Source organism: Streptomyces sp. NPDC057877, assembly GCF_042796855.1.
GTDB lineage: Bacteria > Actinomycetota > Actinomycetes > Streptomycetales > Streptomycetaceae > Streptomyces.
In genome coordinates, this window is the sequence record NZ_JBHVMS010000010.1 from 28622 (window position 1) to 46652 (window position 18031).

Genomic DNA, 18031 nt, shown 5'->3' on the forward strand with positions numbered 1-18031 from the left:
TCCGGAGGATGTCGTGCCTGACACACGGACACTGATCGAGAACCGCCCTCCCTCTGTCGCGACCATCTTCCTGGAGCGGGTGGCGGCCACACCGGACGCCGAGGCCTACCGCTACCCGGTGTCCGCCGCCTCCGGTGAGGGACGCGACGAGTGGAAGTCGCTGAGCTGGGCGCGGGCCGCCGAGCGGGTCTACGCCATCGCGGCCGGGCTGATCGAGTTGGGGATACGGCCCGAGGAACGGGTGGCGCTGGCCTCCTCGACCCGGATCGAGTGGATCCTCGCCGACCTCGCCATCATGTGCGCGGGCGCGGCGACCACCACCGTCTACCCGCAGACCAACGCCGACGAGTCGGCGTACATCCTGTCGGACTCGGGCAGCCGGGTGCTCGTCGCGGAGGACGCCCAGCAGCTGGCCAAGGCGGTCGAGAAGCGTGCCGAACTGCCCGACCTCACCCATGTCGTGGTCATCGACCCGTCCGCCACCCCGACCGACGAGGAGTGGGTCCTCAGTCTCGCCGACCTGGAGGCCCGGGGCAGGGCGCGCCTGGAGAAGGACCCGGGAGTCGTCAAGGAGCGGGTCTCCAGCATCGCCAGGGACCAGCTCGCCACCCTCATCTACACCTCCGGCACCACCGGTCGCCCCAAGGGTGTCCGGCTGCCGCACGACAACTGGTCGTACATGGCCAGGGCCACCGCCGCCACCGGCCTGCTCCGCGCCACCGACGTGGAGTACATGTGGCTGCCGCTCTCACACGTCTTCGGCAAGGCGATGACCTCCACCCACATCGAGGTCGGTCATGTCGTCGCCGTCGACGGTCGCGCCGACAGGATCACCGCGAACCTTCCGGTGGTCCGGCCGACCTTCATGGCGGCGGTGCCCCGTGTCTTCGAGCGGGTCTACAACGGTGTCGCCGCCAAGGCACGGGCCTCCGGCGCCGCGAAGTACAAGATCTTCCTGCGGGCGGCCCGGGTGGCCCGTGCGTACGCCAGGACCCGGCAGGACAACTTCCGCCGTACCGGCACGGCATCCGTCCCGTTCGCCCTGGCCGCCCAGCACAAGGCCGCGGACGCACTGGTCTTCGCCAGGATCCGGGAGGCGTTCGGGGGGCGGTTGCGCGTCTGCGTCTCCGGTTCGGCGTCCCTCGCCCCGGACATCGGCTACTTCTTCTCCGGCGCCGGTATCCACGTCCTGGAGGGCTACGGCCTCACCGAGTCCTCCGCCGCCGCCTTCGTCAACCCCGACGGTGCCTACCGCACCGGCACGGTTGGCAAGCCGCTGCCCGGCACCGAGGTCCGTATCGCCGACGACGGTGAGATCCTGCTGCGCGGCCCCGGTGTCATGCAGGGCTATCACCGGCTGCCCGAGAAGACCGCCGAGGTGCTGGAGCCGGACGGCTGGTTCCACACCGGCGACATAGGAGAGCTTTCGGGCGACGGGTATCTCCGTATCACCGACCGCAAGAAGGACCTCATCAAGACGTCCGGCGGCAAGTACATCGCGCCCGCCGAGATCGAGGGGCGGTTCAAGGCGGTCTGTCCGTACGTCTCCAACATCCTCGTCCACGGCGCCGACCGGAACTTCTGCACCGCGCTCATCGCCCTCGACGAGGCGGCCATCACGGCCTGGGCGGCGGAGAACGGCATGGCGGGCAGGCCGTACGGGGACATCGTCGCCGCGCCCGCCACGGTCGAGATGGCCGACGGGTACGTACGGCAGCTCAACGAGGGCCTGCAGCGCTGGCAGACCATCAAGAAGTTCCGCCTGCTGCCCCGTGACCTCGATGTGGACCACGGTGAGATCACCCCGAGCCTGAAGCTGAAGCGGCCGGTGGTCGAACTCGAGTACCAGCACCTCATCGACGAGATGTACCAGGGGACACGCGAGGCGTAGGGCCCAACTCAACGCCGTGCGACGTGCGGAGGACCGGCGGGTCCTCCGCACCTCTGTGGTGCGGTCGCTCCTCTTACGAGGCCGCCTGCAACCGGTTCGCGATGAAGCTGGTGTGCGTCATGCCGGGCACGATGAGCCCGCTCTCGTAGGCGAAGGCGATCAGGTGCCCTCGCTGGCGCACTCCGAGCTTGTTGAGCATGTGCGTGATGTGGATCTTCCAGGACGAGGTCCGCGCCGACCTGGAGCAGCTCTCTGAGATCCTCGCTGTGCACGGCGGTGCCAGCCACCGTCATGGAGTCGCTCGAATCACCTGGGTGAGGGCGGCCCGCACAAGGGACGGCCCGCCCGCGACGACTACCTGGTGCCCGGGTTTCCTTCTGCCTCACGGACCGAGATGACCCGACACATCATTCACACCGCACTTGACGGTGGACCCGCAGTCAGCCTGAGCGTTTCCTGACGGAGACCTCAGGAAATTCCCCCGCGCGCAACCGGTTGACAATTCTGCTGTAGCAAATACCGTACTGCCTATGGGACAGCTTCCGCAGCTCACGATCTCCGCGACCTTGGGTGACCAGGCGTACACGGCGATCCGTGAGGCGATCGTCTCGGGCGTCCTGGAGCGAGGTCAGAAGGTGACCGAGCGAGGGCTGGCCGAGTCGCTCGACATCAGCGCGACGCCGGTACGCGAGGCGTTGCGCCGCCTGGAGCAGGACCGGCTCGTCGAGCGGACCGGCCCGCGCTCCGTGCGTATCGCGAAGTACGCGGAGGACGAACTGCGGGAGTTCTCCATGATCGGCGACTCGCTCCGCGCACTGGCCGCACGCATGGCCGCCGAGAAGGCGACCGCGGCGCAGAAGCGGCAGATGCGTACGGTCCTCGACAAGGCCGACCGCCTGCGCGGCAAGGCGATCGAGGTCGGTCCCGGCGGTGACGAGGAGCGGGAGCTGATCGAGGAGATCCTGCACTGCATGCGGCAGTTCCACGCGCTGGTGGACGAGGCCAGTGGGAACGCCACCCTGCTCCAGATGCTGCACATGGTCGACGCCTTCGGCGCGGACGAACGACGCAACAGCGTCCTGTCCGAGGTCAGCGGCGAACGGCGCAGCGCCGTGACGGCGCGCTATCACCAGCACCGCGCCATCTACGACGCCATCGCCGCCGGAGACGGCAGGCGAGCGGAGGAGCTGATGAACGCTCACAGTCAGTCGTCCAGCTCCTCGCTGCTCACGGCACGTTTCTCGCACTGACAGTGGCCTGAGGGGCACTCGCCCACTCGCCCGCCCCTCTGGACGCTATAGCAAATAGCGTGAGGATTATGGCGAGGTCTTCCCTCGGCGCCGTACAACGTACATGCTATGGCATATGGCAAAGGAGCCGCCATGCCCAACATCGCACCTCAGCCCGAGCCGCTCGAGGACCTGTCCGCGCCCGTGGAGAGGCCCTCCGACGGTGAGCCCACCGCGCCGCGGCGGATGAGCGCCAGCACCGTCCTGTGGGTCACCCTGGCCGTCTTCGCCCAGGAGTCGGTGTGGAACTTCTACGACGCCCAGGTCCCCTCCGAACTGCGGCAGTACATCGCCTCCGCCGGTCTCGTCGGGCTGATCATGGGGATGGACAACATCCTGGGGGTCCTGATCCAGCCCTGGACGGGGTTCCTGTCCGACCGCCGCGCACGTGACGGCAAGGGCCGGTGGGCGATCATCCTGATCGGGGCCGCCCTGGCCTCGGTGCCCTTCGCGCTGATCCCCTGGACGGGGGGTCTGCCCCTGCTCATGCTGTGCGTCGTCGGCTTCGCGGCCATGGCGAACGCGTTCAAGGGCATCACGGAGACCCTGGTCTCCGACTATGTCGCCCCCTCCCACCGGGGCAAGGCCCAGGGGTTCGTGAAGGCCGGGGTCAGTCTCACGATCGTCGTCTCGTCCCTGATCAGCCTGCTCGTCGTGGACCGCAGCCTCACCCTGGCGTTCGCCATCCCGCCCGTCCTCATGCTGCTGTTGCTCACCACGTCCTGGTTCTTCCTGGGCCGCCGACACCGCGCCGCCGCGCTGTCGCACGCCGATGAGCCGTCTCCCTCCGGGACGCTACCCGCCCCGCCGTCCACCGACTTCGCCTCACCCTGGGCGGTCGTCAAGGACCTGGTCCACGACCCGTCCGGCGCCCGGACCCTGCTCATGCTCGGCATCTTCTGCTTCGCCGGTATGTGGTCGGCCCTGCGCTCCCTGCTGACCCCGTACGGCACGGAGGTACTGGACCTGTCCCGGGGCTCGGCGGGCGGGCTCGCGCTGCCCGGCGCCGTCGCCTTCCTGCTCTGTGTCGTCCCCATCGCCTACGCCTCGTCCCGGCTGGGGCAGGCGCGTGCCATGCGCTACGGCGTCGGCCTGTTCGTCGTAGGCCTGCTCGTCGGCTTCGCCGTGCCCACCGTCCCCGGCACGGTCGTCGCCATGGTGATCACCTCCGTGGGCTACTCGGCCTTCGCCGTCAACGCCCTCGTCGCGTTGTGGAACCTCGCTCCCAGCAGACATGTCCTGGGCACCTACACCGGTCTGTACACCGTCGCCGCGTCCACCGGCGCGGCACTCGGCCCCGCCCTGCTCGGCGTCACCGTCGACGTGACCGGCTGGCGCTTCATGCTCCTGAACGGCGCGGTGTTCGCCACGATCGCCTTCGTCGTCTTCACCCGCCTGGCCCGCCGTGTCGCTCCTCCCCAGCACTGACCAACCACCCACCACCCCCTCACCAGGAGAGACAGAGACCCCCATGGAGTTGCGCATCCTCGCTCCCACCGGAGCACTCGGCGCCGGATTCGACGCCGCCGCCTTCCGACGCGGCGTCGAGGCCCGTCCGCACGTCATCGCGTGTGACGCCGGGTCGACCGACTCCGGACCGGCCGCGCTCGGTTCGGGCACCCCCAAGCTCTCCGACCAGGCCGTCACCCGCGACCTGCGCCTGCTGCTCACCGCGCGCGACGAGCTGGGCGTACCGCTGATCATCGGGTCCTGCGGCACCAGCGGCCGGGACGTCGGAGTCGACGGCGTCGCCGCCCTCGTACGGGACATCGCCGCTGCGGAGAACCTGCACTTCAAACTGGCCGTGATCTACTCGGACCAGCCGACCGAACGTCTCCAGCGCCTCTACGACGCCGACCGACTCCGACCGCTGCCGCACGCCCCCGAGATCGACCGGGAGCTGTTCACCCGCAGTCACACGGTCGCCATGATGGGCGTCGAACCCATCCAGGAGGCCCTGGACGCGGGCTGCGACGTCATCCTGGCCGGACGCGCGAGCGACACCGCGCTGTTCGCCGCACTCCCCCACATGCTCGGCGCCGACCCCGGTCTGACCTGGCACATGGCCAAGACCATCGAATGCGGTGCCGCCTGCGCCATCCCCCCGTCCGCCAACGGCCTGCTCGTGCACCTGCGCGACGACCACTTCGATGTCACCACGCTCGCCGAGGGCAGCCGTCTCACCCCCCGGTCCGTCGCCGCGCACACGTTGTACGAGAACGCCGACCCGTATCTCATCGCGGAGCCGTCGGGCGCCCTCGACACCACCGACGCCACCTACGAGGCGATCGACGAGCGCACGGTCCGGGTGCGGGGAGGACGCTTCATCTCCGCGGACGGCTACACCAACAAGCTCGAGGGTGCCGAACTCGTCGGCCACCAGACCGTCATCGTCGGCGGGGTGCGCGACCAGGTGGTCATCCGGCGCCTGCCCGATCTGCTCCCCTTCGCCAAGAAGTACTTCGCGGACAAGATCCTCGACGTGTTCGGCGGGTCCGTGGACCCCGATGACGTCGACATCGACTTCCGCCTCTACGGCGACGGCGCCGTCCTGGCCGCCGTGGAACCCGGATCGCTGCGGCCCCGCGAACTGGGCGTCCTCATCACGGTGACGGCACCCGACCAAGGCACCGCCCACGCGGTCGCCACCTTCGTCGCGCACGCCAGCAGCCACCTGCCCATACCGGAGTACGACGGCCTGGTGTCCACCCTCGCCTACCCGTACTCGCCGCCCGAGACGGACCGTGGCCCGCTCTACCGCTTCACCCTCAACCACGTCGTCACCGGTGTCAGCCCCACAGAGCTGTTCCGCACCACCACCGAGGAGCTGTGACCCATGACCACCCTGCTCGACTACTGCTCCCTGGTGCGCTCCAAGAACGCGGGCCCCTTCACCCTCACCTTCGACTTCATGTGCCACGACCAGGCCGCCTATGACGCCCTCGTCGCCAGCGGCTTCCTCAACACGGAACTCTTCGCCGACCTCTACGGCGCCGACCCCGCCGACATCCTCCTCGTCAACCACCCGCTGGCCCTGGCCGTGAAGGTCTCCCTCCCCCGCCCGACCGTCCAGGGCGACCTGCGTGACAGCGACTGCTACGCGGGTCAGCAGTACGGCCCGCTGATGGACCTCGTCGTGAGCGCGTCGGACCAGGAGCGCAGCGCATGACCGTCGAACGTCCCGTCTCCCCCTGGGACTTGCCCGCGGGCCACCCGGGCATCGCCTTCCTCACCGGTCCCACCCCTTTCTTCGCCCTGGCCAGCGACCCCCGCTTCTCCTACTGCCTCTACGTCCCCACCGACCACACCCCCGACGGCCCGCCCCTCCCGCTGGTGGTCACCGTCCACGGAACACGACGCCGCGCCGAAACCCTCCGTGACGCCTTCGCCGACTTCGCGGAACGCCACCACTGCGTCGTCCTCGCCCCGCTGTTCCCCGCCGGAATCACCGGCCCGAACGACGTGGACAGTTACAAGCTCCTGTCCTCCGCCGGTTTCCGCGCCGACGAAGCCCTGCTCCACATGGTCGAGGAGGCCGCCGCCCGCTGGCATGTGCGGGCCGACCGCTTCCACCTCCACGGCTTCTCCGGCGGTGGCCAGTTCGCCCACCGCTTCGCCTACCTCCACCCCGACCGACTGGCGTCCCTGTCGGTAGGCGCCCCCGGCCGCGTCACGTTCCTCGACCCGACGACGGCCTGGTGGCACGGCACCGCCGACATGAAGGAACAGTTCGGCACCGATGCCGACCCGGCAGCCCTGCGTGGCCTTCCCGTGCAGCTGGTCATCGGCGAGAACGACACCGACGCCGCCGAACTCGCCCCCGACGACGGGCCCGGGGCCGCCTCCTCGGGGACCAACCGCACCGAACGCATCCACGCGCTGCGGGCCAACTGGCGCGAACACGGCTTCGACACACGTCTCGACATCGTCCCCGGCACCGGCCATCAGCACTTCGCGGTACTCCCCGCGGTGCAGCGGTTCCTGGCGACCCAGGTGTCCACGTCACCGGAGGTCCCACAGCCGTGAGTCAGCATCGACTCGATCCGCAGGTCGCGCGGCTCATGGCCGCCCGCGACACGGGCAGGCGGGACGGTCGCCCCATCCCGGTCAGCGCCAGGACCCGCGCTTCGCTCCCGTGCTCTCACCGGACCGCGACCAGGATGTGCGAAGCCTTCCGTGGTCTCCTCGACGATGCTGCCGACAGCCCGGCCCCGTGAAAGCGGCCCAGATAGACAGCCCAGGTTGTACAGCCTGGGCTGCCTATCTACTATGAGGGCATGATGCCAGCGGATCAAAACCCTCTGAGCGAGGACGCCCTGCAGGCAGCGAGCGACATCTGGGTGGTGTTCGGCCGACTCCGCCGCAAGCTGCGCGCCCTGGAAGCGGCCGAGGATCCGGGGGGCCGGGACGCGGGCAGGGAACCGTCCCCGCCGCAGAGTTCCGTGCTGCGCCGCCTCGCCAGGAACGGCCCCGCCTCCGCCAGTGAACTCGCCGCCGCCGAGGGCGTACGGCCCCAGTCGATGGCCAAGACCGTCATCGCCCTGGAGGAGGCCGGGCTCGTCTCGCGCAGCCCGGACCCCGGTGACGGGCGGCGTCAGCTCGTCTCACTCACCGACCGGGGCCACGAACGGCGCGAGGGCGAGCGCCTCGCCCGTCAGGCGTGGCTCGCCCGGGCCCTGCGGGAGCACGGCACCGAGGAGGAGGTGCGGGCGGTCATCACCGCCATGGCACTGCTCGACAAGGTCGCTCAGGCGTGACCCGGATATCCCTGCGCAGACAGCGTCGGGCCGAGCGGGACGGCTTCGACCGCCGCCTGATCGCGCCGATGATCCTGGGCTCGATCCTCAACCCCATCAACTCCTCGATGCTCGCGGTCGCGCTGATTCCCATCGGCCACGCCTTCGACGTACCGCCCTCGCAGACGGCATGGCTGGTCTCCGGTCTCTACCTCGCGACGGCCGTCGGCCAGCCGGTGATCGGCCGACTCGTCGACGCGTTCGGTCCGCGTCGGCTCTATCTGCTCGGCACGGCGCTGGCGGGACTCGCCGGGCTGCTGGGCACCCTCGCGCCGAACCTGTGGGTACTGGTCGCCTCCCGCGTCCTCCTCGGCTTCGGTACCTCGGCGGCCTTCCCGGCGTCGATGTCGCTGCTGCGCTCCGAGTCCGAGCGCACCGGCCGGAAGAACCCGAGTGGCGTCCTGGCCGCGCTGTCGATCTCCAACCAGGTCATCGCGGTCGTCGGCCCGACCCTGGGTGGCCTGCTGATCGGCGCGGGTGGCTGGCACCTGATCTTCGGCATCAACGTGCCGCTGTCGCTCATGTGTCTCGTCCTCGGCGCGCTGTGGCTGCCACGCGCCATGCCTTCGGGCAGGACGGCACGCATCGACGTGTTGGGCATGCTGTGGTTCGCCGGATCCCTGACCGCGTTCATGTTCTTCCTGATGAACCCGGCGGTCGCCTACTGGTATCTGCCGGTGCTCGGCCTGGCCACGGGCGCGGTGTTCGTCCGCCGCGAACTCCGCGTCAAGCAGCCGTTCATAGACCTCCGGGTCCTGGGCGGGAACGTTCCGCTGCTCGCCACGTTCACCCGGCAGTGCCTCGCCTACACCACGTCGTACGCCTTCTTCTACGGCTACAGCATGTGGCTCCAGGAGGGCCGAGCGCTGAACGCGTCGCAGGCCGGGCTGCTTCTGCTGCCGTTGTCGGCGACGGCGATCGGTGTCACCGCGCTGACGGGACGCCGCGGCCAGGTGCGGGGCAAACTGGTCGTGGGCGCGGTCTTCCAATGCGTCGGCTGCGCGGCGTTGTTGCTCCTCCGCGCCGACACCCCGGTCTGGGTGCTCGTCGTGCTCAGCGCGGTCGTCGGCATCCCGCACGGGTTGATCGGGCTGGCCAACCAGAACGCCCTGTACGCGCAGGCCGACTCGGCCCGTATGGGCTCGTCCGCGGGGCTGCTGCGCACGTTCATGTACATCGGCGCGCTGTTCGCCGCGGCGGCGAGCGCCGTGTTCTTCCGTGACGGCGCCACCAGTTCCGGCCTGCACGCCATGGCCTGGCTGCTCATCGGCGTCGCCGCGCTGTTCCTGCTCCTGTGCACGGTCGACCGGTCGCTGGGCCGCGTCGGCACGGCGCCGGGCGACGCCGCCCCCGCCTCGTCCACCTCCGACTCGACCGGAAGTCCCGGGTTGACGAGGTGAGTTAACGTCGATAACTTATCGCCACTAACCCAGATGGGAGCAGCCGGTGCCCACACTCGCAGCCGAAGACGTCTACGCCCTCGCGCCCTACACCAAGACACTCGGAGTCGTGTTCAACGAGATAGCGGCCACCGGTGTTCGAGCGACGCTGGCGCACGACCACTCCCTGTCCACGGTGGGCGGTGGCCTCCATGGCGGGGCGTTGATGGGACTCGCCGATGTGAGCGCTGCCGTGTGCGCCGCACTCAACGGTCCGGACGGTGCCGCACCGGCCACCGTGGAGTCGACCACGCACTTCCTGCGCCCGGCGCACACCGACGTCGTCGCGACGGCACGTCCCCTGCGTGTGGGGCGCAACACCGTCGTCGAGGTCAACGTGCGTGACGCCACGGGCGAACTGTGCGCCCGGGTGACCCAGGTGGTCACCGCCGTCAAACTGTGACCGGCTCCCGCGTGCGCGCCGCCAAGGGCCAGGGCGCCCTGCTCCGCGACCGGCTTCTCGACATCGCCGGTCAACTGCTCGAGGACGGTGGCGCCGACGCTCTGACGATTCGCGCGGTGGCCACCAGTGCGGGCGTCACCCCACCGGCCGTCTACCTGCACTTCGCCTCGAAGACGGAACTCGTGCACGCCACATGCCTGCGGGTGTGGAGTTCCCTGTTCACGGAGTTGGAGGCGGTGTCCCGGGACGTCTCGGATCCGGTGACAGCGCTCTACGAGACCTGCGTCGCCTACATCGCCTTCGGGCTTCGCCACCCCGCCCAGTACCGGCTGGTGATGGACGGCGAGGCCACCGAGGCCAGTCGCCGGAACGAGGACGCGTGTTTCCGCTACTTCCGGGACAAGGTCACCGCCTGTCGTGATGCCGGGGTACCGGTGGAGAGCAGGACCGAGACCGCCCGGCTGCTGTGTGCCAGCGTGCACGGGGCGGTCTCCCTTCTGATCCACCAGGAGCGGGACGCATGGCCCCGGGACACCGCTCGCTACCTCGGCCGGGCGGCGTCCGCCGCCGTCCACGGCGCACTGCACACCGCCCATGCCTCCAGGCCCTCGCTGGCCACCCTGGCGCGGTCGGACTGAGGCCTGACCTCACGGCGCCCAACTCAGCGGATCCGAACCGTACTTCGCCGCACGCACGTCACCCGAGCGGGCATGGCCCTCGAAGCGTTCCAGCCGGGACAGACGGCCGCATGCCCCGCCGAGCAGCGCGCTGCTGTCGGGGTCGCGGACCTCCTGGGCGGGCCGCTGGCCGCTCGGCCCGGACGAACTGCTCCCGCCACAGGACGCCGTGATCCGGCCAACGCGGGCCGCAACATCGGTCTGGTCAACGCGATCGGCTACTGCGGCAAGCTCGTCGGTCCCGCCGCGATCACCGTCGTCGTCGACGCCTTCGGCATCCGGTGGATGCCTCCGCTGTCGGTCGTCCTCCTGGGACTGGTCGCCGTATGCGGACCCATGCTCATGAGGGCCGCGAACGCGCCTGCCGAACCGAAGGCCTCGCCCACGCCCGACCCGGCCCCGCGCGGCCCCAGAGCCTGCGCGCTGAGCGGAGCGGGGCTCCACGGCCTCACCGGCGTGGCGCGGCCGTGGAGCCCCGCTCCACCAGGCTCGTGCGCAGCAGAGTCCGCTTGCGGGTGCCCCCGGCGATACGGTCCAACAGCATGACGGCGGCCTGCCGACCCTTCTCCACGATCGGCTGATGGATCGTGGAGAGGTCGGTCAGGGCGGCCACGGGCGCGTCGTCGTAACCGATCACCGAGACATCGCGCGGCACCGCCATCCCCAGGTCCCGCGCGACCCTCATCGCGGCTGCCGCGTGCACGTCGGACAGCGCGACGACCGCCGTCACATCGGCCTGTTCGAACAGGGTCCGGGCCGCCCGGGCGCCCGCCGCTTCGTCGATCCCGGCGGCGTCCACGATCCGCAGCTCGGACAGGTCGAGACCGGCGTCGCGCCAGGCCCTGAGATGACCGGCCAGTCGTTCCCTGGCGTTGCGCTCGGTCGCCCGGCGCGCCTCGGCGAGGCCCACCAGGCCGCCATCGCCCTGGACGAACAGCTTGTCGACGAGGATGCCCACCCGCCGGTGGCCGAGTCCCAGCAGATGCTCCATCTGGAGCCGGGCGCCCCGCCGGTCGTCAATGCCCACGTACGGCAGACCACTGCCGCGCGGGGAGTCCACGGCCACCGCGGGCACACCGGACGCGGCCAGCGCCCCGGCCAGCGGATGTTCCTCGGGCATGTTGTGCAGCACGATCCCGTCGACCAGGCCGCGCAACGCCCGGGAGTTCCGTACGTCCTCACCGGCCGACAGCAGCGTCAGGGCCACGTCCTCGAGGTCGCCGACCTCGGCGATGCCCTTCATCAGCAGAATCGTCGAAGGATCCTCCAGAGCGTCGGCCACCGCGTCCATGACCACGACACCCACCGCGCCCACCCGCCCGGAGCGCAGGCTGCTGCCCACCGCGTTCGGCCCGGCGTATCCGAGCTGGGCGGCCACGGCGTAGACATGCTCGCGCTGGGCCTGGGAGACCCTGCCCAGGTTGCTGTAGACGTACGACACGGTCGCCTGGGAGACTCCCGCGGCCCGTGCCACGTCCTTCATGGTGACCAACGCGCTGTCCAACCCTCCGACGATGCCGCGGGCCTCTCGGTCGCCCGATACCCGGCAATCCTAATTTCCCCCTCCGCTCCGGTTGACCGCACCTCACTTGGTGATACGGTTTACCAAGGAATGATGAATCGTATCACCAAACTTTACCAAGCCTCACCAAGGTCCCCGAGGCCGGGTCACCAAATCACCAAATCACGACGGCTCCATCACCAAAGCCCTCTGCCCCCCTTGGAGCCATTGATGACCAAGGTCTTCTATCTCTACGGCGGTTGGCCCGGCCACTTCCCGTACGCGATCGCGGACTGGGCGCGCTCGTGGGCACCCATGTGGGCCCTGAAGGCCGTCACCGACCACAGCATCGACCTCTACCTGACCACCGAGAACCTGCCCGACCCCGACAACCGGGTCCGGGTCGACGGTGCACGCGCCATCATCGACTCGCCCCCCCCCAACAACACGGTCCGCACGAGGAGTTGGTCCGGCGGATCACCAAGGCGGTACGCAAGGCCGGGTACCCGGTGGTCCTGACCGAGCGGATGGACATCGCCACGGACTCACACATGTGCGGGACCGCCGTGGCAGGCCATGCCCCCTCGACCAGCGTGCTCGATTCACAGTGCCGCAGCCACGACGTCGACAACCTCTGGATCGTGGACGGCTCGTTCTTCCCGTCCTCGGCGGCCCTCGACCCCGCCCTCACCATCGCGGCCAACGCGCTGCGGGTGGCCCCGGGCATCGCGGACGCGTGCCGGTGAGGGCGGTCGGGCCCGGCGGGCAGCCGGGATCCGGTCAGCGGACGACGTCGAAGACCATCTTCTGCAGGCCGTTGGCATAGGCCTCGTGCTCGACGAGCTTCAGCTTCTGCGTGTCCTTGTCGGAGGTGCTGAACAGACGCTTGCCCGCGCCGAGCAGCAGCGGGAAGACGAGCAGGTGGTAGCGGTCGATGAGCCCGGCGTCCGAGAGGGCGTGGTTCAGGGACGCGCTGCCGTGCACGATGATGGGCCCGCCCTCCGTCTCCTTCAGCGCGGCGACCTCGTCGAGTGAGCGCAGGATCGTGGTCTCGCCCCAGTTCGACACGAGGTCGTCCTCGGTGAGCGTGGTGGAGACGACGTACTTCGGCATCACCTTGTACTCGGCGAACTCCTCCATGTCCGGCCACACCGGGCTGAACGCCTCGTAGCTCACCCGGCCCAACAGCAGCGCGGCGGCTTCCTGTTGCTCGCGGCCCTTGATCTCGTAGGCCTCGGGGAGGAACTCCACCTCCTTGAAGGTCCACCCCGAGTTCCGGTAGCCGGGCTCGCCGCCCGGGGCCTCCACGACGCCGTCGAGTGATACGAAGGCCGTGCTGATCAGAGTGCGCATCTTCGGTACCTCGGTTCCTCGGTCTGTGTGTTGCACCGACATGATCTCTGACCGCCGCACGCGGAGAAACTCATCGGTCCGCGTCCGCCGGGTCCGCCTCCCTCGGTCCGCGTCCGTCGATCTGCCTCCCTCGGTCCGCACCCTTGACCGTGTCCCGTCATGCTCCTACCCTCGCAGCAATCGTAAGGAAGCTTTCCTTACAGTTCGCCAGTGTGCCCCGTGCCCAATCCCCACCACGAGGTCATCATGCGCAGACCCCTCTCCACCCTCCTCACCGGCGCGCTCCTCACCGGTCTCGGCCTCGGCCTGATCCCCGCCGCCGCGACCGCGTCCACCGGCGCGTCCACCACCGCCTCCGAGCCCACCAGCGCCGCCCGGATCGCCGCCTATCCGGCCTGGCAGCCCAACACCCCGTACCCGGCGGGCACCCGCGTGTCCTACGGCGGCAAGGACTACGAGTGCCTGCAGAGCCACACGTCCCTCACCGGCTGGGAACCCTCCAGCACCCCCGCGCTGTGGAAGCCCCTCGGCGACAGCGGCGGCGGCACGGACACCGCCGCCCCCTCCGTGCCGACGAGCCTGCGCAGCACGGGCACCACCGCCACCAGCGTGTCGCTGGCCTGGAACGCGTCCACCGACAATGTGGGCGTGACCGGCTACACGCTCTACCGCGACGGCACCCAGGTCACCACCACGACCGGCACCTCGTACACCGTCGGCGGCCTGACGCCGAGCACGGCGTACGCGTTCACCGTGCGCGCCCGGGACGCGGCGGGCAATGTGTCCGCGGCCTCCCAGTCCCTCAGCGTCAGCACGCGGAGCGACGGGGGCGGGACGCCACCGGGCAGTACGCCCGCCGCCGTCAACGGGCGGCTGAAGGTGTGCGGCGTGCAACTGTGCAACCAGTACGGCAAACCGGTCCAGCTGCGCGGCATGAGCAGCCACGGACTCCAGTGGTACAGCCAGTGCCTGACCAACGGCTCCCTGGACGCGCTCGCGGGTGACTGGAACGCCGACGTCCTGCGCATCTCGCTCTACGTCCAGGAGGGCGGCTACGAGACCAACCCGAGGATGTTCACCGACCGGGTGCACCAGCTCATCGAGATGGCCACCGCCCGCGGCATGTACGCCCTCGTCGACTGGCACCAGCTCACACCCGGCGACCCGAACCACAACCTGGAGCGCGCCAAGACGTTCTTCACCGAGATCGCCCAGCGGCACCGCGGCAAGACAAACCTGCTGTACGACATCGCCAACGAGCCCAACGGCGTGAGCTGGTCGCGGGTCAGGTCCTACGCCGAGCAGCTCATCCCCGTCATCCGCGCCCAGGACCCGGCCACGCCCATCCTCGTCGGCACGCACGGCTGGGGCTCGCTCGGCATCTCGGACGGCCGCGACGAGACCGACGTCATCAACGATCCGGTGCGGGCGACCAACATCATGTATACGTTCCACTTCTACGCGGCCTCGCACGGCCAGGAGTACCTGGACGCCCTCGACCGGGCGTCGAACCGGATCCCCGTCTTCGTCACGGAGTTCGGCACCCAGGAGGCATCCGGCGACGGCCCGAACGACTTCGCCAACGCCCAGCGGTACCTCGACCTGATGGCCGCCAGGAAGATCAGCTGGGTCAACTGGAACTTCTCCGACGACCAGCGCTCCGGCGCCGTGTTCAAGGCCGGTACCTGCGGCACCAACGGCCCCTGGACCGGCACCACGTCACTCAAGCCCGCCGGTGTCTGGGTCCGCGACCGGATCCGTACCCCGGACTCCTTCCCCACGGGCTGAGGACGGGCTTCCCTCCCCCAGCGGCCCCGCCGGTAACGCTTGCGTTGCCGACGGGGCCGTCCCACGACCGGGTATTGACGGTTCCACGACGCTCGTCCTACCGTCCTCCCTAACCGATAGGAAACTTTGCTAACAGATCCACCGGCGGAGCCGGGCGCCGTACGCGTCACAATGGCTCCACCAGCGTCGAAGGGCAGGTGCGACCCCATGGCAGGGACGAGTCAGGACACTCCGGGAACCCCGGGCACGCCCAGCGTGCTGCGCGCCATGAACGACCGCGCCGCCCTCGACCTGCTGCTCGAACACGGCAGCCTCTCCCGCACCCGGATCGGCAAGCTCACCGGCCTGTCGAAGCCGACCGCCTCGCAGCTCCTCGCCCGGCTCGAGGCCGCCGGGCTCGTCGTCGTCACCGGCACCAGCGCGGGCCGCCCGGGCCCGAGCGCCCAGCTCTACGCGCTCAACGCCCGGGCCGCGTACGCCGCCGGACTGGACGTCAACGAACACCGCGTCCGCGCCGCGGTGGCCGACATCACCGGCGCCGTGGTGGGCGAGTACGAGCTGCGCACCGGCGGCCGTACCGGCACCGGCGTGGTCCGGCAGGTCGGCGACGCGCTCGACGGGGCCGTCAAGGCCGCGGGGCTCACCGCCGGTGAGGTCCGGCGCCTGGTGATCGGCACCCCCGGCGCCTTCGACCCGGCCACCGGACGGCTGCGGTACGCCTCCCACCTGCCCGGCTGGCACTCCCCCACCCTGCTGGCGGAGCTGGCCGCCGCCCTGCCGATGCCGTTCGAGTACGAGAACGACGTCAATCTCGTGGCCATCGCCGAGCAGCGGCTCGGTGCCGCCCGCGGCCATGCCGACTTCGCCCTGCTGTGGAACGAGGAGGGCATCGGCGCCGCCCTCGTCCTCGGCGGCAGGCTGCACCGCGGCTTCACCGGCGGTGCGGGCGAGGTCGGCTTCCTGCCGGTGCCCGGTACCCCGCTGGTCCGTCAGGTCACCAAGGCCAACTCCGGTGGCTTCCAGGAACTCGCGGGCGTCCAGGCCATCCCCCGGCTCGCCCTGGACGTCGGCATCGACACCCCCGAGCGGCCCTATGTGCCGGTCGCGAGCGACCTGCTCGCCCGGGCCGCCCAGGCCCACGAGGACGACAGCCGGTACGCGGAGCTGCTCGACCGGTACGCGGAGCGGCTCGCCACCGGACTCGCCTCGCTGGTCGCCGTACTCGACCCGGAGCTGATCGTGCTGTCCGGGGGCGTGCTCGTCGCCGGTGGCGAGCCCCTGCGGGCCCGCGTCCAGTCCGAACTCGCCGACCTCGCGGCCTCCCGGCCGCGGCTCGTCCTCACCGCCGTGCCCGGGGCCCCCGTGCTCCGCGGGGCGCTCGAAAGCGCCCTGGCCACCACCCGCGACGAGGTCTTCGACACCTCGCGCTGACCGCCCCCGACCCGTCAGCCCCGGCGCCGTCGCGCCCCGGGGTCCGACCAGCACACCCCGCGTCCGCCTTCCCCACCCCGTTCGCCCTCGCCACCGGGAGACACCGCCATGCCCGTACCCCCGCGCAGAACCGCCGCCGCGCTCGCCGTCACCGTCTCGGCCGCCCTCCTCGCCTCCGCCTGTACCGGCTCCACGGACAACACCGCGACCGACGACCCCAACGCCGAGACCACCATCACCTTCTGGCACGGCTGGTCGGCCCCGTCCGAGGTCAAGGCGATCAAGGACAACGTGGCCCGCTTCGAGAAGGCCCACCCGAACATCAGGGTGAAGGTCGTCGGCAACATCAACGACGACAAGCTCAACCAGGCCCTGCGGGCGGGCGGTTCGAACGGGCCGGACGTGGTCTCCTCGTTCACCACCGCCAACGTCGGCAAGTTCTGCGCCTCCGGCGCGCTCGCCGACCTGGGACCCTTCCTGGAGAAGGACGAGGTCGACCTCGACAAGACGTTCCCGAAGGTCCTCCAGGAGTACACCCAGTTCGAGGGCGTGCGCTGCGCGCTGCCGCTGCTCTCCGACGCGTACGGGCTGTACTACAACAAGGACGCCTTCGAGGCGGCCGGGATCACCGCCCCGCCGAAGACCTGGTCGGAGTTCACCGAGGTCGCGAAGAAGCTGACGAAGCCCAAGGGTGACTCGTACGAACAGCTCGGCTTCATGCCGAACTACCTCGGCTACGAGACGGTCGTCTCGCACTACATGTCCCAGTGGAACCACCGGTACTTCGACGCCGACGGCAAGTCCAACATCGCCAAGGACCCGGCCTTCGCCGAGATGATGACGTATCAGAAGTCGCTGGTGGACGACCTCGGCGGGTTCAGGAAGCTCGACAAGTACCGCACCACCTTCGGTGACGAGTGGGGCGCCGAGCACCCCTTCCACACCGGTCAGGTCGCCATGCAGCTCGACGGCGAGTGGCGGCTGAACTTCATCGAGGACGCGGGCGTCGACTTCGAGGTGGGCGTGGCCCCGCTGCCCGTCGCCGACGACGAGGTGAAGGAGTACGGCAAGGGCTACCTCTCCGGCACGATCATGGGCATCGCCCCGCAGAGCAAGAAGCAGAACGCCGCCTGGGAACTCGTCAAATACATGACCATGGACACCGACGCCGTGGTGAGCTTCGCGGGCGCGATCGGCAATGTGCCCTCCACCCTGGACGCGCTGAAGTCCCCCGACCTGAAGTTCGACGACCGCTTCCGGGTCTTCCTCGACATCGCCCAGCACCCCGAGTCCACCACCTCGGACAACGCGGTCAACGGCTCCACCTACCAGGACACCCTCACCGACTTCGCCCAGAAGTACGAGAAGGGCGAGGTCAGCGATCTGCAGAAGGGTCTGGAGGAGACCGCCGCCCAGATAGACCGCGACATCGCCCGGTCCAAGTGACGGCCGGAGCGGCTGCC

Annotated in this window: 18 protein-coding genes and 1 pseudogene; 16 read left to right on the forward strand and 3 right to left on the reverse strand. The window is 69.9% G+C overall.

Annotation, left to right across the window (positions count from 1 at the left end; translation table 11 throughout):
- The first annotated feature begins 13 nt into the window (after window positions 1-13).
- Window positions 14-1891 (forward strand): AMP-dependent synthetase/ligase, encoded by a 1878-nt coding sequence (locus ACFVQG_RS28795; RefSeq protein ID WP_383388904.1) that lies wholly within the window; start codon window positions 14-16, stop codon window positions 1889-1891.
- Window positions 1892-1964: 73 nt separating this feature from the next.
- Here ACFVQG_RS28795 and ACFVQG_RS28800 read toward each other — a convergent pair whose 3' ends face one another.
- Window positions 1965-2090, reverse strand: a complete 126-nt coding sequence (locus tag ACFVQG_RS28800) for a hypothetical protein (RefSeq protein ID WP_383388906.1) — start codon at window positions 2088-2090, stop codon at window positions 1965-1967.
- A 331-nt stretch (window positions 2091-2421) separates the two neighbouring features.
- Between ACFVQG_RS28800 and ACFVQG_RS28805 the strand changes: the two genes are divergently transcribed.
- The 9 genes from ACFVQG_RS28805 to ACFVQG_RS28845 all read left to right on the forward strand — a co-directional run bounded on the left by ACFVQG_RS28805 (window position 2422) and on the right by ACFVQG_RS28845 (window position 10456).
- Entirely contained in the window at window positions 2422-3141 is a 720-nt protein-coding gene (locus tag ACFVQG_RS28805; protein ID WP_383388908.1) for a GntR family transcriptional regulator, read from the forward strand.
- Between the two features lie 132 nt (window positions 3142-3273).
- Window positions 3274-4608 carry an MFS transporter gene (locus ACFVQG_RS28810; RefSeq protein ID WP_383388910.1) on the forward strand — a complete coding sequence of 445 codons (1335 nt, stop codon included), beginning with the start codon at window positions 3274-3276 and terminating at the stop codon, window positions 4606-4608.
- 43 nt (window positions 4609-4651) lie between these two features.
- Window positions 4652-6013 (forward strand): acyclic terpene utilization AtuA family protein, encoded by a 1362-nt coding sequence (locus ACFVQG_RS28815; RefSeq protein WP_383388912.1) that lies wholly within the window; start codon window positions 4652-4654, stop codon window positions 6011-6013.
- A 3-nt stretch (window positions 6014-6016) separates the two neighbouring features.
- Window positions 6017-6349 carry a DUF4387 domain-containing protein gene (locus tag ACFVQG_RS28820; RefSeq protein ID WP_383388914.1) on the forward strand — a complete coding sequence of 111 codons (333 nt, stop codon included), beginning with the start codon at window positions 6017-6019 and terminating at the stop codon, window positions 6347-6349.
- The gene (locus tag ACFVQG_RS28825) at window positions 6346-7206 is read left to right on the forward strand and encodes a poly(aspartic acid) hydrolase (protein ID WP_383388916.1); all 861 of its coding nucleotides are present in this window, start codon (window positions 6346-6348) and stop codon (window positions 7204-7206) included. The genes ACFVQG_RS28820 and ACFVQG_RS28825 overlap by 4 nt, the downstream gene beginning before the upstream one ends.
- Window positions 7207-7460: 254 nt before the next feature.
- Window positions 7461-7937 carry a MarR family winged helix-turn-helix transcriptional regulator gene (locus ACFVQG_RS28830; protein ID WP_383389424.1) on the forward strand — a complete coding sequence of 159 codons (477 nt, stop codon included), beginning with the start codon at window positions 7461-7463 and terminating at the stop codon, window positions 7935-7937.
- Window positions 7938-8005: 68 nt separating this feature from the next.
- On the forward strand, window positions 8006-9376 hold the full coding sequence (locus ACFVQG_RS28835; protein ID WP_383389426.1) for an MFS transporter: 1371 nt from the start codon (window positions 8006-8008) through the stop codon (window positions 9374-9376).
- A gap of 46 nt (window positions 9377-9422) precedes the next feature.
- Window positions 9423-9818 (forward strand): PaaI family thioesterase, encoded by a 396-nt coding sequence (locus tag ACFVQG_RS28840; protein WP_383388918.1) that lies wholly within the window; start codon window positions 9423-9425, stop codon window positions 9816-9818.
- Complete coding sequence (locus ACFVQG_RS28845; protein ID WP_383388920.1) at window positions 9815-10456, forward strand: TetR/AcrR family transcriptional regulator; 642 nt, start codon at window positions 9815-9817, stop codon at window positions 10454-10456. Before ACFVQG_RS28840 ends, ACFVQG_RS28845 begins: the two co-directional genes overlap by 4 nt.
- Window positions 10457-10943: 487 nt before the next feature.
- On the opposite strand, the gene ACFVQG_RS28850 is transcribed toward ACFVQG_RS28845, so the two are convergent.
- Window positions 10944-11999, reverse strand: coding sequence for a LacI family DNA-binding transcriptional regulator (locus ACFVQG_RS28850; RefSeq protein ID WP_383388922.1), 1056 nt, complete (start codon window positions 11997-11999; stop codon window positions 10944-10946).
- A 228-nt stretch (window positions 12000-12227) separates the two neighbouring features.
- On the opposite strand from ACFVQG_RS28850, the gene ACFVQG_RS28855 reads away from it, so the two are divergent.
- Together ACFVQG_RS28855 and ACFVQG_RS28860 are read left to right on the forward strand one after the other, a co-directional pair.
- Complete coding sequence (locus tag ACFVQG_RS28855) at window positions 12228-12515, forward strand: hypothetical protein (protein WP_383388924.1); 288 nt, start codon at window positions 12228-12230, stop codon at window positions 12513-12515.
- Window positions 12516-12547: 32 nt separating this feature from the next.
- Window positions 12548-12742, forward strand: coding sequence for a GMC oxidoreductase (locus tag ACFVQG_RS28860; protein ID WP_383388926.1), 195 nt, complete (start codon window positions 12548-12550; stop codon window positions 12740-12742).
- Between the two features lie 34 nt (window positions 12743-12776).
- Here the strand turns inward: ACFVQG_RS28860 and ACFVQG_RS28865 are convergent, their stop codons facing one another.
- Complete coding sequence (locus ACFVQG_RS28865) at window positions 12777-13349, reverse strand: dihydrofolate reductase family protein (RefSeq protein WP_383388928.1); 573 nt, start codon at window positions 13347-13349, stop codon at window positions 12777-12779.
- 246 nt (window positions 13350-13595) lie between these two features.
- Between ACFVQG_RS28865 and ACFVQG_RS28870 the strand changes: the two are divergent.
- The 4 genes and pseudogenes from ACFVQG_RS28870 to ACFVQG_RS28885 form a co-directional block, all read left to right on the forward strand.
- Window positions 13596-13859 (forward strand): annotated as a pseudogene (locus tag ACFVQG_RS28870) (carbohydrate-binding protein); the annotation flags it as partial.
- Between the two features lie 57 nt (window positions 13860-13916).
- Window positions 13917-15137 (forward strand): cellulase family glycosylhydrolase, encoded by a 1221-nt coding sequence (locus ACFVQG_RS28875; protein WP_383389428.1) that lies wholly within the window; start codon window positions 13917-13919, stop codon window positions 15135-15137.
- A 207-nt stretch (window positions 15138-15344) separates the two neighbouring features.
- A complete protein-coding gene (locus ACFVQG_RS28880) occupies window positions 15345-16568 on the forward strand; it encodes an ROK family protein (RefSeq protein ID WP_383388930.1) in 1224 nt (407 codons plus the stop codon).
- 108 nt (window positions 16569-16676) lie between these two features.
- Window positions 16677-18014, forward strand: a complete 1338-nt coding sequence (locus tag ACFVQG_RS28885) for an ABC transporter substrate-binding protein (RefSeq protein WP_383388932.1) — start codon at window positions 16677-16679, stop codon at window positions 18012-18014.
- Window positions 18015-18031: the final 17 nt, after the last annotated feature.